The organism is Mucilaginibacter gilvus (assembly GCF_004054195.1).
GTDB lineage: Bacteria > Bacteroidota > Bacteroidia > Sphingobacteriales > Sphingobacteriaceae > Mucilaginibacter > Mucilaginibacter gilvus.
In genome coordinates, this window is record NZ_SBIW01000007.1 from 328,781 (window position 1) to 341,679 (window position 12,899).

13 protein-coding genes and 1 tRNA gene are annotated in these 12,899 nt (G+C 42.9%); 12 read left to right on the forward strand and 2 right to left on the reverse strand.

Features of this window, described 5'->3' with window-relative positions; genetic code table 11:
- The first annotated feature begins 16 nt into the window (after positions 1 to 16).
- The 8 genes from EPL05_RS15740 to EPL05_RS15775 all read left to right on the forward strand — a co-directional run bounded on the left by EPL05_RS15740 (position 17) and on the right by EPL05_RS15775 (position 7,785).
- Positions 17 to 916, forward strand: a complete 900-nt coding sequence (locus EPL05_RS15740) for an NAD-dependent epimerase/dehydratase family protein (RefSeq protein WP_128534932.1) — start codon at positions 17 to 19, stop codon at positions 914 to 916.
- An 87-nt stretch (positions 917 to 1,003) separates the two neighbouring features.
- Positions 1,004 to 1,984, forward strand: a complete 981-nt coding sequence (rfaE1, locus tag EPL05_RS15745; RefSeq protein ID WP_128534933.1) for a D-glycero-beta-D-manno-heptose-7-phosphate kinase — start codon at positions 1,004 to 1,006, stop codon at positions 1,982 to 1,984.
- Positions 1,985 to 2,056: 72 nt separating this feature from the next.
- The gene (locus tag EPL05_RS15750; RefSeq protein ID WP_128534934.1) at positions 2,057 to 2,620 is read left to right on the forward strand and encodes a D-sedoheptulose 7-phosphate isomerase; all 564 of its coding nucleotides are present in this window, start codon (positions 2,057 to 2,059) and stop codon (positions 2,618 to 2,620) included.
- A 183-nt stretch (positions 2,621 to 2,803) separates the two neighbouring features.
- A complete protein-coding gene (locus tag EPL05_RS15755) occupies positions 2,804 to 4,153 on the forward strand; it encodes a sugar transferase (protein ID WP_128534935.1) in 1,350 nt (449 codons plus the stop codon).
- A 3-nt stretch (positions 4,154 to 4,156) separates the two neighbouring features.
- Positions 4,157 to 4,951 carry an ABC transporter substrate-binding protein gene (locus EPL05_RS15760; RefSeq protein ID WP_128534936.1) on the forward strand — a complete coding sequence of 265 codons (795 nt, stop codon included), beginning with the start codon at positions 4,157 to 4,159 and terminating at the stop codon, positions 4,949 to 4,951.
- An 87-nt stretch (positions 4,952 to 5,038) separates the two neighbouring features.
- A tRNA-Leu gene (locus tag EPL05_RS15765) sits at positions 5,039 to 5,120 on the forward strand.
- Between the two features lie 141 nt (positions 5,121 to 5,261).
- The gene (locus EPL05_RS15770) at positions 5,262 to 7,199 is read left to right on the forward strand and encodes an LTA synthase family protein (protein WP_128534937.1); all 1,938 of its coding nucleotides are present in this window, start codon (positions 5,262 to 5,264) and stop codon (positions 7,197 to 7,199) included.
- A gap of 85 nt (positions 7,200 to 7,284) precedes the next feature.
- Entirely contained in the window at positions 7,285 to 7,785 is a 501-nt protein-coding gene (locus EPL05_RS15775) for a cupin domain-containing protein (protein ID WP_128534938.1), read from the forward strand.
- A gap of 7 nt (positions 7,786 to 7,792) precedes the next feature.
- Here the strand turns inward: EPL05_RS15775 and EPL05_RS15780 are convergent, their stop codons facing one another.
- Positions 7,793 to 8,800, reverse strand: coding sequence for an LLM class flavin-dependent oxidoreductase (locus EPL05_RS15780; protein WP_128534939.1), 1,008 nt, complete (start codon positions 8,798 to 8,800; stop codon positions 7,793 to 7,795).
- Between the two features lie 346 nt (positions 8,801 to 9,146).
- Here EPL05_RS15780 and EPL05_RS15785 point away from each other — a divergent pair, with 346 nt between their 5' ends.
- The 4 genes from EPL05_RS15785 (at position 9,147) to EPL05_RS15800 (ending at position 11,824) form a co-directional block, all read left to right on the forward strand.
- The gene (locus EPL05_RS15785) at positions 9,147 to 10,004 is read left to right on the forward strand and encodes a sigma-70 family RNA polymerase sigma factor (RefSeq protein WP_128534940.1); all 858 of its coding nucleotides are present in this window, start codon (positions 9,147 to 9,149) and stop codon (positions 10,002 to 10,004) included.
- A 125-nt stretch (positions 10,005 to 10,129) separates the two neighbouring features.
- Complete coding sequence (locus tag EPL05_RS15790; RefSeq protein WP_208394766.1) at positions 10,130 to 10,516, forward strand: hypothetical protein; 387 nt, start codon at positions 10,130 to 10,132, stop codon at positions 10,514 to 10,516.
- A 102-nt stretch (positions 10,517 to 10,618) separates the two neighbouring features.
- Positions 10,619 to 11,050 (forward strand): CBS domain-containing protein, encoded by a 432-nt coding sequence (locus tag EPL05_RS15795; protein ID WP_128534941.1) that lies wholly within the window; start codon positions 10,619 to 10,621, stop codon positions 11,048 to 11,050.
- A 309-nt stretch (positions 11,051 to 11,359) separates the two neighbouring features.
- Positions 11,360 to 11,824, forward strand: coding sequence for a DoxX family membrane protein (locus tag EPL05_RS15800; protein ID WP_128534942.1), 465 nt, complete (start codon positions 11,360 to 11,362; stop codon positions 11,822 to 11,824).
- A gap of 258 nt (positions 11,825 to 12,082) precedes the next feature.
- Here EPL05_RS15800 and EPL05_RS15805 read toward each other — a convergent pair whose 3' ends face one another.
- Entirely contained in the window at positions 12,083 to 12,682 is a 600-nt protein-coding gene (locus tag EPL05_RS15805) for a hypothetical protein (protein WP_128534943.1), read from the reverse strand.
- Between the last annotated feature and the right edge of the window lie 217 nt (positions 12,683 to 12,899).

The following is a 12,899-nucleotide window of genomic DNA, read 5'->3' on the forward strand; positions in this document are numbered from 1 at the left end:
TTAAATATAAAAGGCTATGAAGATTTTAATTGTAGGTTCGATGGGGTTTATTGGCTCCCACGCGTATAACTACTTTTCATCAAAACACCAGGTTTGGGGTGCCGACGTGGTACCTAACCCCGGTGCCGAGAATTATTACCTGCTTGATAAAACCGATACCGACTATAAACCCACCTTTAGCAAGCAGCAGTTTGATATCTGCATAAATGCCAGCGGTAACGGCAGCGTACCAATTTCTATCAATAAGCCGGTTTTCGATTTCGAACTGAACGTAACCAATACCATTAAGTTATTGGATGCCATCAGGATACAAAACCCATCGTGCAGATTTATCCACATGTCGTCGGCTGCTGTGTATGGCAACCCGCCCAGTTTGCCTGTTACCGAAGATCTTCAGTTGAAGCCCATGTCGCCTTACGGTTGGCATAAGCTGTATTCCGAGCAGATATGTAAAGAGTATTATTACATGTACAATCTGCAAACCATCAACCTGCGTTTATTTTCGGTATACGGCGAGGGTTTAAAAAAACAATTGTTTTGGGACACTTATCAAAAATGCCAGTCATCTAAAGAGATCGAGCTATTTGGCTCTGGTAACGAAACGCGCGACTTTATTTACATCGGCGACCTGATGAAAGCTCTGGAGTGTGTGATGTACCGCGGCTTGTTCAATGGCGAAGCGATCAATGTATCATCGGGCATAGAGACTACTATAAAAGAAGCCGCCACCATTTTTTGTGCCGAAGTAGACGGAAAGATAAAACTTAAATTCAACAACATAGTAAAGCCTGGTGACCCTTTTAACTGGCGTGCAGATGTAAGCACACTTTGCGGCTGGGGCTTTTCGCCACAAACAAGCATAGATGAAGGATTGAAAAATACAGCCAAATGGCTTAAACAATACCACGCCGCATAGGCTGCGGTGTTTAGCAGCAGGCAAATATCTGCTATATTAGCGGCTTGATACGGTGCTCGCGTTGCCGCGGTGTTCAAATTAGCTGAAATGGATTATAAAATAGATAACGATATAAAAATATTGGTGGTTGGCGACCTGATGCTCGACCATTACATTTACGGTACTTGTAATCGCATTTCCCCTGAAGCTCCGGTGCCAGTGGTAGAAATTATTAAAGAAACTTATACGCTTGGGGGTGCCGGCAACGTGCTGGAGAACCTGATAACCTTTGGCTGCAATGCCGATATTATTGCCGTAGTTGGCGATGACGAAAATGCATCTATAGTATTTGATGAACTGGCTTCAAACAATATATCCTGGCAGGGCATTATTAAAGATGCCGGGCGCTGTACCATCGTAAAATCGAGAGTGATGGTAACCAATCATCAATTGATACGCCTCGACCGTGAAGTTACCGTGCCGCTACACAATGAAAAAGAGGAGCAGGTTTTAAGGTATCTTAAGCAGCATATTGCCCGGTATAATATTGTATTGATATCTGATTATAACAAAGGCCTGCTTACACCAACATTACTCAACGGAATTTTAGCTACCTGCCACGAGCAAAACATCCAAACCGTTATTGACCCCAAGGGCCATGATTTCTCAAAATACAAAGGCGCAAACATAATAAAGCCAAACAAGAAAGAAGCTGTAATTGCCTCCGGCATCAACATTACCAATACCGAAAGCCTCACCGCCGCCTGCATCAAAATACAGGAAATTACGGAGTGCGACAGCGTTATCATAACCATGTCTGAAGATGGCATAGCAATGTATAGCAGTGGTAAATTAGAGATCATCCCCACAAAAGCACTTGACGTAATTGATGTTACCGGAGCGGGGGACACCGTCCTGGCATCACTTGGCATCGCCCTGGCATCGGGCAATACTTTATATAATGCATGTAATTTTGCCAATCACGCTGCTGCGGTTGTGGTAAACAAGGTAGGCAGCGCCACAGCTACATTAACCGAGGTGAAACAAAAATTTGAAGACTATTCAGCAATTACCCGTAAAGGGCAATAACTGAATTCTATGCTGTGAATAAGAAGCGGTAATCAACACGAAAACTATCTGTCAAAACAAGCATTTACTAAAATGGAACAATATATCACTTCAATTTTTGAAGAACACATAGCCGTAGCGCATAACACCGTTGCGCAGTTACAAGGCAATATTGCAAAAGCTTGCGAAATTATAATAGCCTGTAGCAAGAGTGGCAAAAAAGTACTACTATTTGGTAATGGCGGCAGTGCTGCAGATGCCCAGCATATAGCGGCGGAGTTCACCGGCAGGTTTGTTAAAGAACGCCGTTCATTACCGGCAATAGCACTTACAACAGATACCTCGGCCTTAACGGCTATTAGTAATGATTATGGGTTCGACCGCGTATTTGAACGGCAGGTAGAAGGATTTGCTGTTGCCGGCGATATACTGATAGGCATCTCTACCAGCGGTAACAGCCCCAATGTGGTAAAGGCGCTTTTAAAAGGTAAAGAAGCAGGCTGCAAAACTATTGGCCTATCCGGTCGCGATGGTGGCGAGATGAACAACTGCTGCGATATAAACATAGTGATACCCTCTGATGTAACGGCCCGCGTACAGGAAATGCATATCCTGATAGGGCATATTATATGCGGTGCTATTGATGATGCATTTTAAGCAAGCATATAATATTTTGTATAAGTAAAATACGGCAACTTATTCGCCCTGTTAAGTATTCCTGATTAAGATTTTGGCATCGTTTTGGTAATATAATTGTTAACAATTATTAAGCAAGCCAATTTTTGTAATAAATTGTTATAAAAAATGTATTTTTGTAACATCTTACCAGGATAAATATCTATGACAACACGCTACTCTAAGCACCTGCCGGGGTTTGTTTTTTTGAGTGATCTACTGCTGCTAAATGTTGCGCTGTACAATTCTCACTTCATTAAATTCAACACATTTCGCCCGGATAATACTTCTGTAACATTTATTCTATTAGTGAATATAGCTTGGGTGGTAGTTTCCGCCTTGTCCAGAAGTTTTTATGTATTCAGGCCTTTGCTTCTTAGGGATAATATTAACAAGTTTTTGCTTACCCTTATTTATCACCTGCTTTGCGTTTTCGCGATCATCTATTTCTTTAAAATATTCAATATCTCCCGCACCGAGGTAATGCTTAGCTACAGCATATTTTTTGCATTAGTTGTTGCACAGCGGTCGGCACTGTTCTTTTTTCTGGACTATATTCGTAAAAAAGGATACAATCACCGCCAGATAGTGATCATTGGCGATCAAAATATCGCGCAAAGACTGGTGAAATCTTTTTCGCAGCATCCTGAATACGGTTACGACCTGAGCGATTTTATATCAGAAGAGCAAATGGCCGATATGAGCGAAGACGCGCTTATACAACAACTCATAGAAAAAGGACCTAACGAAATATTCATCTGTTACAAGCAAATGAATACCGGGTTGCTAAACCGCCTTGTTAAAATGGGAGATACCTACCTGATAAAAATAAAGGTGGTATCAGACCTCATCCTGAACAATAATTACGCGCAGCTGGTAAACTACGATAATGTACCTGTTTTGCATTTAAACGTGCATCCCGAGATAGGTTTAAAAATAAGAATTTTGAAAAGAAGCTTTGATATATTATTCTCTACTACGGTGATGGTAACAGGAGCTCCGGTGTTTTTTGTTTTATACACCATAACTAAGCTTACCTCAAAAGGCCCGGCCTTTTTTAGGCAGGAGCGTATTGGCAAAAACGAAAAACCTTTTTATATATACAAATTCCGCAGCATGCGTGTTAATGCGGAATTAGCTGGCCCGCAATTGTCTAAAGACAATGACCCGCGTATTACCAAATGGGGGATGATCATGCGTAAAGCACGCCTTGACGAGTTGCCACAATTTTGGAACGTATTGAAAGGCGATATGTCTGTTGTAGGGCCAAGGCCAGAACGGCAGTACTACATTGAGCAAATTGTTGAGAAAACACCCAGCTACAGGAAACTCCTTCGGGTAAAACCGGGATTAACTTCCATTGGCCAGGTGCATTACGGTTATGCCGAGAATGTAGACCAGATGTGCGATCGCGTACGTTACGATCTGCTTTACCTGCAAAACATCAGCCTTAATTCAGATCTGAACATCATCCTGAAAACCGTTAAGGTAATGGTGCAGGGAAAAGGTAAATAACCCATGCCTGTATTTTACGACCAGCTGAACAGGGCTGTTTCGATACCTTATTTTCCAAAAAGAATCATCTCCATAGTTCCGTCGCAAACGGAACTATTGTTTTATATGGGCTTGGGTGACGAAGTAGTGGGAATTACCAAATTCTGTATCCATCCCACAGTTGAAGTGTTACAGGTGTCTAAAATAGGGGGCACCAAGCAACTTAACCTGGAAGCTATTCATCAATTGCGGCCCGACCTCATCATTGCCAATAAGGAAGAAAACGAGCAAAATCAGATAGAGGAGTTGATGAAGCTCTACCCGGTTTGGATCAGCGATATCTACGACCTACCGGGGGCACTGCAAATGATAAGCGGTATAGGCGCTATAACGGGCAGGGTAGAAGAAGCTTTACAGCTTAATAGTACCATCCGGCACCGCTTTGATGAGCTGACCAAACCAGCCACAATCACTCGCGTTGCTTACTTTATTTGGCGCAAACCTTACATGGCAGCCGGTAAGGAAACTTTCATTGATAGTATGCTACAGCAATGCGGGTTTGAAAATGTATTTAACACCACCCGCTATCCCCAAATAACGGCAGAAGCCTTGATAGCCGCTAACCCTGAATTAGTATTGCTATCATCCGAACCGTACCCCTTTGCAGAAAAACATATAGCTGAGATTAGCGCGCTGTTACCTAATACCCGCGTTTTGCTGGTTGATGGGGAGATGTTTTCCTGGTATGGAAGCCGCTTATTAGAAGCACCGGTCTATTTTACGAGCCTTGTAGAAAGTATAAGTAAATTTAAAAGCTAACAAATGAGGCACATAGCTAAAAAACCAAAATTGTGTTTTAATATTTATCAATAAAAGCTATCTTTGCACACTCTAAAAAACCAAAACGCGGAAGTGGCGTAATTGGTAGCCGCACCAGACTTAGGATCTGGCGCCGCGAGGCGTGGGGGTTCGAGTCCCTTCTTCCGCACTAAGTTTAAAAGCCGTTAACTGAAAAGTTAACGGCTTTTTTATTGCCTTTAAACAATGGCTTAACCCTGACTTAACAATTATCTGCTTTTCATTACCTTCGTTTTCGTCAACCGGCTATACAAGGAAAAGCGCTACACCAATGGACCCCAAATTCAGACCAACCGAATATAAAGCACTTTTATACCGCCTCTTTTTAGGCTACCTGTTCTATTTTATTGCAAGGATATTATTCTTCGCCTTTAATACCAACCTGCTTGCGGTGGATGATTTAGGCACCTTACTAAAACTGTGTTATTATGGCGTAGCCTTTGACACCGCCGCGCTGATGTACATTAATGTGCTGTTCATCGTGTTAAGCATCACCCCGCTAACCGTTAATACGAAGCCCGCCTACCAAAAGGGGTTAGCCATCTTATACTTCGTAACTAACTTCCTGGCTTACGCCACCAGCTTTATCGATATTATTTACTACCGTTTCAGCCAGGTACGCTCTACGAGGGCCACGCTGGATGTGGTATCGCAGGAAAGTAATAAGGAGGCGCTTGCCAGTCATTTTGCCTTTGCCTACTGGTATGTAATTGTTATTTACTTTTTATGCTGCGTTTTGTGGGTTTGGCTGTATAAACGCTTAAAAATTAAACCTGTTAACGCAAAGCTGGGTTGGGTTTATTTTGCCTCATCCATAGTGGTTTTGCTTATCACCGTCGCCCTCGTAATTGGCGGCATCCGGGGCGATTTTAAACACAGCACACGCCCCATTAATATGGTGGATGCCTACAAACACGTTACCGTACCCAACCAGGGCGATGTGGTGCTGAATACGCCTTTCGCTATCTTCCGCACGCTAAATAGCAACAATTTTAAGCTGCAGCATTTTACCGATGAAGCTTACATCGATAGCAACATCAAACCCATAAAACAATATAATAGCCACCCCGCTTCAAAACCGAATGTGGTGATCATCATATTGGAAAGTATGGCCCGCGAGTACTGGGGCAGTATGAATCGCGGCACAGCGACTCGTGATTTTAAATCATACACGCCGTTTTTAGATTCGTTGAGCGATAATAGTTTGATCTTCACCAACGCTTATGCCAACGGCCGGCAGTCCATCCATGGCCTGTCCTCTGTTTTAGCGGGAATCCCATCGTTTCAAACGGCCTTTACTTCTTCGCCTTATGCCAAGCAGCCAATACAGTCCGTTGTATCGGTTTGTAACAGTATGGGGTATCAAACCTCATTTTTCCACGGCGCAGCTAACGGCTCGATGGGTTTCCAGGGCTTTGGCAGCATTTTGGGCTTTAAAAACTATTACGGCCGTACAGAATATAATAACGACAAGGATTTTGACGGCATCTGGGGTATCTGGGATGAGCAGTTCTTCCAGTTTATGGGTAAAACCCTCGGCACACAAAAGCAGCCCTTTATGGCCACGCTGTTCACATTATCCTCGCACGACCCATACCAGCTACCCGAAAAGTATAAAAAACGTTTTACCGGCGGGCCGCTGCAAATACATAAAACCGTACAGTATTCGGACAATGCGCTGCGCTTGTTTTTCAATTACGCCAAAACGCAACCCTGGTACAGCAATACCGTTTTTATAATAACTGCCGACCATACCAGCCAAACCCACTACCCGGAATACAGCAAAGCGATCAACCGGTTTGCGGTACCTATATTATTCTACAGCGCCAACCCGGTCTATGCGCTAAAGGGCACCCGTACCGATCTCGCTTCGCAAATGGATATCTATCCATCGGTTGCCGATCTGATAGGTTACAACAAGCCATTCCGTTCATGGGGGCGGAGTTTGATAAGTAACCTGCCGGCAGAAACTCCACGGGTCATCAATTCCACCGGTAATATTTACCAGTTTATGCAGGGAAACTTTACGTACCTTTTTGACGGAAAAGCCATCACCGGGATTTTTGCAGCTGCAGATAAAGGACTGGCAAAAAACCTGATGGCCGGCCAGCTAAGCCTCGAAATGCAAAAAGGCATGATGGATTGCAAAGCGTTCATCCAGGATTATGCTGATAGGGTGATAAATAAGAAGCTGAACTCGTCACATTAATACCGAAATATCGCTCCTGAAGTATTGCGGCTATTAATTTAAACCAATAGGCTCTACCTTTGTTACAGTGATCTATATCAACACTATGGAGAACAAAAAAGCAGCACCAAAAACTTTAGGAGCAACAGAAGGCGAAACCCTTTCGGTAATGGGCGGCAACTATCGCATACTGGTATCGGGCAAAGAAACAGGTGGGGCGTTTGCTACCATCGAGATGATGGTGCCACCCGGAGGTGGCCCCGGTCCGCATGCTCATCCACAATTCGAAGAATCCTTTTACATAGTCGACGGTGAGATCGAGGTAAAATCAGAAGCATCTACCTATATCGCTAACAAAGGTGCGTTCGTAAGCATCCCAAAAGGTGGCATTGTACACGGTTTTAAAAACAAAAGCGAAAAAATGGCCCATTTGCTTTGTATGGTTGTCCCTGCCGGATTGGAGGAAATGTTTTTGGAAATGGGGCGGCCGGTAAAATCGGGCGAATTTTTACCGCCGCCGCCAATGGATCCGGAGATAGCCAAAAAGATGGCAGCCGTAGCCGAAAAGTATGGACAAAAACTCTTTCCGCCCGATTATTTGGGATAAAATATAATTAGTTGCCTTTCATCACCTCTGCAAACACCTCATAAGAGCGGAGCCTTGCCTGGTGATCAAAAATATGCGATGTAACCATTACTTCATCAATATTGGTCAGTTCAACAAAGGCCTGCATCTTGTTCTTTACAGTCTCGGGGCTGCCAAAAATGGAATAAGCCAGCATTTGTTCTACGGCTTCCTGCTCAAAATAATTCCAGGCACCGTCCATGGTATCAATAGGAGGGGGGAGCAACTGCCTTTTGCCGGTTACCACACCCTTTATAAATTGCTGAACCGATGTTGCCAAACGATTGGCTTCCGCGTCGGTATCGGCGGCAACCACGTTGATGCAGCTGATTACATAAGGCCTATCCAAAAACTCCGACGGCTTAAAGTTTTGGCGGTAAAGTTCTATCGCTTCTAAAAAATGAGCAGGGGCAAAGTGGCTTGCAAAGGCATAAGGCAAACCTTTTGCCGCTGCCAAACGGGCGCTATCTGTGCTGGAGCCTAAGATCCAGATCGGGATCTCCAAACCTTCACCGGGGATGGCGCGAACTTTACTATCTACGTTATCGGCCGAAAAGTAAGTTTGCAGCTTCTCCACATCTCTCGGAAAGTTAAAAGCGGCATTCATATTTTCGCCACGAATAGCAAGCGCGGTAAGCTGGTCGCTGCCTGGTGCCCGGCCAAGGCCTAAGTCAATTCTGCCGGGGTATAACGAGGCCAGTGTGCCGAATTGCTCAGCTACTACAAGCGGTGCATGGTTGGGCAGCATTACACCGCCCGAGCCAACCCGGATGCTTTTTGTGCCGCCAGCGATATAGCCAATGAGTATAGTAGGGGCCGAGCTGCCCACGTTCATCATGTTATGATGCTCGGCAAACCAATAGCGGGTGTAGCCCCATTCCTCGGCAAGTCGGGCCAAGGTAAGGCTGTTGGGAAAAGTATCAATAGGTGTTTTGCCTTCTACAATGGTAGCAAGGTCGAGTACGGAGTATGGTATATTTAATAATGTAGACGACATAATTTTTATTTATCAAATCAAAATTACATCTTAAGGGTTGTAACAATTGTCAACAAACCATAAATGACTTTACATACACATAGTTAATAACATGGTGTGAGTAATTATAAGTGTTTGTTTTACACTGTAACTACAAATCTTTGTGTATCTTCGCAGATTGATTTGGAGCAGCGAAACACAAACACTTCTTAATTTAGGTTTATATATTAAACATTACAAACTTTTGCTCTTTTCGTTTATGAGTACAACTTATCTCCGAATCGCTCAATACATTTTTTCTTTTTTATTTCTTTTTCACCTGCCAATACAGCTTTAATATTGGCTTAACAGTTGAACATTTTTTTATATGAGACAGCTTAAGATATCACAATCCATTACAAATCGCGAATCGCAATCTCTGGATAAATACCTTACCGAGATTGGCAAAGTAGACCTTATTACCGCACAGGAAGAGGTTATACTGGCACAGAAGATCCGCGAGGGCGACCAGGCCGCTTTAGAACGTTTAACAAAAACAAACCTGCGCTTTGTGGTATCCGTTGCGAAACAATATCAAAACCAGGGGCTTACCTTAGGCGATCTAATTAACGAAGGTAACCTGGGTTTAATAAAAGCAGCAAGACGTTTTGATGAGACCAAGGGCTTTAAATTTATCTCTTACGCGGTATGGTGGATCCGTCAGTCGATCTTATCGGCTGTTGCAGAGCAAAGCCGTATAGTTCGTTTACCATTGAACCAAATTGGTTCGCTAAGTAAAATAAACAGGTCTGCTTCTAAATTAGAGCAAACTTTAGAGCGCCAGCCAACTCCGGAAGAATTGGCCGAAGACCTGGAAACTACTACAGAGCGGATCTCAGATTCGCTATCAAATTCAGGTCGCCAGGTTTCTATGGACGCGCCTTTTATTACAGGCGAAGAAAACACCTTACTTGATGTTTTGCAAAGTACTGATGCAAGCACAGATAGCGAACTGATGACCGATTCTCTTTCACAGGAGATAAAACGTTCACTGAACATTCTGGCGGAGCGCGACAGGCAGGTTATTGTATTGTTCTTCGGTTTGAATAACAATGCAGCTCATTCTTTAGAAGAGATAGGCGAAAAATACAGCCTGACCCGCGAACGTGTTCGCCAGATAAAAGATAAAGCGCTGATGCGTTTAAGGCAAAATTCAAAAGCGAATTTATTGCAATCGTATTTGTAATATAACGCCGCCCAATACAAAAAGCCCCGACTCATTTTAAGTTGGGGCTTTTTGTGTTTTATAGGTTCGTATCTAAAACCTTACTTTTATCTCCTATTAACCTATTCAATAAAAGAGAAATTACGATGACCATTAATACAAAAATAACAATGGCCGCGGCGGCGGTTTTTTTAGGTTTTATAGGCATTGCCCTAACTTTTTCCCCTAACGAAGCTGCCGCTATGGCCGGCTTGCAGATTAACCAGGTATGGCAGGTGGTACTACAGGTTTTAGGCGGGCTTTATTTTTCGTTCGCTATTATTAATTGGATGGCAAAGGGTGCTGCTATAGGCGGCATTTATAATAAGCCGATATTAATGGGCAATTTAAGCCATTTTGTAATTACGGCAATCACCCTGGTAAAACTTACGTTGAACAATCATGAACTGCACTACAGCGTTTACTTACTTACAGGTATATATGCAGTGTTTGCCATTTTATTTGGGATGATGCTCTTCCGCAGCCCGGTTTAAGCCTCTAAGGAGGCGTGTTTTTTTAATTATTTAATATCCGCAACCTATTGCTTTTAAAATAGTTATTCGTAAATTCATAAATCCAATTAAACCTGTTATTTTATGAAAAGCGTAAAACACATCTTAGCCCGTAAGGGTAGTGCGGTTATTGCCGTGCCTGCCGATACCACTGTATTAAATGTGCTTAAACTTATGGCCGAAAAAAACATCGGCTCCGTGGTGGTTACTGATAACGGCCAGTATATAGGGCTTGTTACCGAACGCGATTACGCCCGTAAAATAATACTGATGGGCAAACATTCTGACGAAACTACCGCCGGCGATATCATTAGCACAAACCTGCCGCATGTTACGCCAAAATCGTCGGTAGAAAGCTGCATGATCATCATGAGCGAGAACAACATTCGCTATCTGCCAGTATTTGATGATTCTGAGGACCTTTGTGGCATTATATCAATTAACGATGTGGTGTACGAAACCATCCACTCGCAACAGGAAACCATAGAGCAGCTGCACAGTTATATCCATCAATAGGGCGCGCGCCTCATCGGTTATTTGTGGTAAATGAGGGTGTTGGCACCGCCGGGGCTTTCAATCTGTGTTTTAGCCTTAAATAGGCGTTACCCGCTGTACAATATCAAATAAAACCAGTTAAAAATGGAGAAATGCAATTGCTGAAAATTACTCCTCCGGCTAATGCAAATACCCGATTTAAAGCATTCAATACAAGGCGTTTATTGGCTTTAAGTCATCAAAAAAAGAATAATAATTTATTGTTTTTTCAGTTTTATTTATTGTAACTTCATCATTACCAATTATAAAAATTCTTAAAAAGGAGGCATCATGAATATGGTCCAAAAAGTAGAACATTGGGGTGATCTTCATCACCCGAGATGGCTGGACGTTGTACGTATTTTCCTGGGATTGATCATTTTTTGTAAAGGCGTAATTTTCATCAGCAGCACGGGTGTGCAGCAGGACTGGATCTTCCAAAACAAAACCTTTGGGGGCCTGGGGCTGATGGCCGTAGTGCTGATACACGTAATAGCTTTTGTACACGTGATAGGAGGGCTGCTTATTTTAACAGGGCTGCTTACCCGCATGGTAGTGGTTATGCAGATGCCCATTGTTTTAGGCGCCATATTTTTTGTGAACATCACCAAAGGGCTATCGTACTTAAACACCGAACTGTGGCTTTCTATAATCGTTTTCCTGCTGCTGGTACTATTCTGGATTGTAGGTTCGGGCAAGTTTTCGGCAGATAACTGGATAAAGGAAACGAATGATCATCAGCACAGGCATAGATAAAATTAGCTCAATAGAATTTTTGAACCCGGACGCTGAAAGCGTCCGGGTTTTGTTTTTTATTGTAAGGGAATCATTGTCCAATCTGCCGGCTTTTTGGGTTCGGCTCATGAGTTTTGGTACAGCAGCGCTAATCTGGAAGCCCGTTGAAAATTATTTATTAATGCTCGTCAGCGTGGACGCTGATATACTTTTACAGTCAGGCGTGGACGCCCGACCGGGCGGGTAGCGTTGATAGTATATTAATGGACTATTACTTGCTTAAAACCAACTTTTAAGTTCACCCGCCATTTTATCCTGTTCAGGTGGTAATTCCATTTTACCACATATCAATTCATCAATTCCGGCAGCTATATCGGTAGCTACAGCTCCATGCCTGATAAAGCTTGTAATCCAATTGGCACCGCACAACCATAAAAATGCCGCAATACCTAACCACCAGGGACCGCTATTTGCTATTGCAAAAGCACCCATAATAACCGACAATATTGATGTGCCGATAAATAACTTACGCATATTTATTTGATAGTGAAGCAGCCAACTATTGTTTTTATGAAGCAGATTAAAAACACCATTATCAACGCTACCAAATAATGAGCCTCTCCAATTGGATGTTGAACCTTTATAACTAACAGACAGATCTTCAACAACAATGTTATCTGCTTTGTCTCTCAATATACTTTTCCCAATATATTGAAACTTCTGCTCTTTGTTATCAGGCGTTACTATTGTTTTTAGTGATCTCTTAAAGCGAACAGAAAAAGGGAAAATCATTATTAGCAAACTTTGTATAAAGATAATGGAATATTTTTCAGCCTTGAAATAGCTTTCTCCTGGCATTACAAAAAACACACCTCTCATCTGCTAATACTCGTCAGCGTGGACGCTGACAAAATTTTGCAGTCGGGCGTGGACGCCTGACCGGGCGGGGACCAGCTACAAACCAACTGGATAGCTGGAAAGGTTCTCGACTTTAAAAAAATCAAACTGATATCCGGTTTCAAGATAGACTATAGGGATAGCATTCCTGTATTGAGGATAAGTGGAACGACTAACTTGCGAAAGATCTACTCGAAGT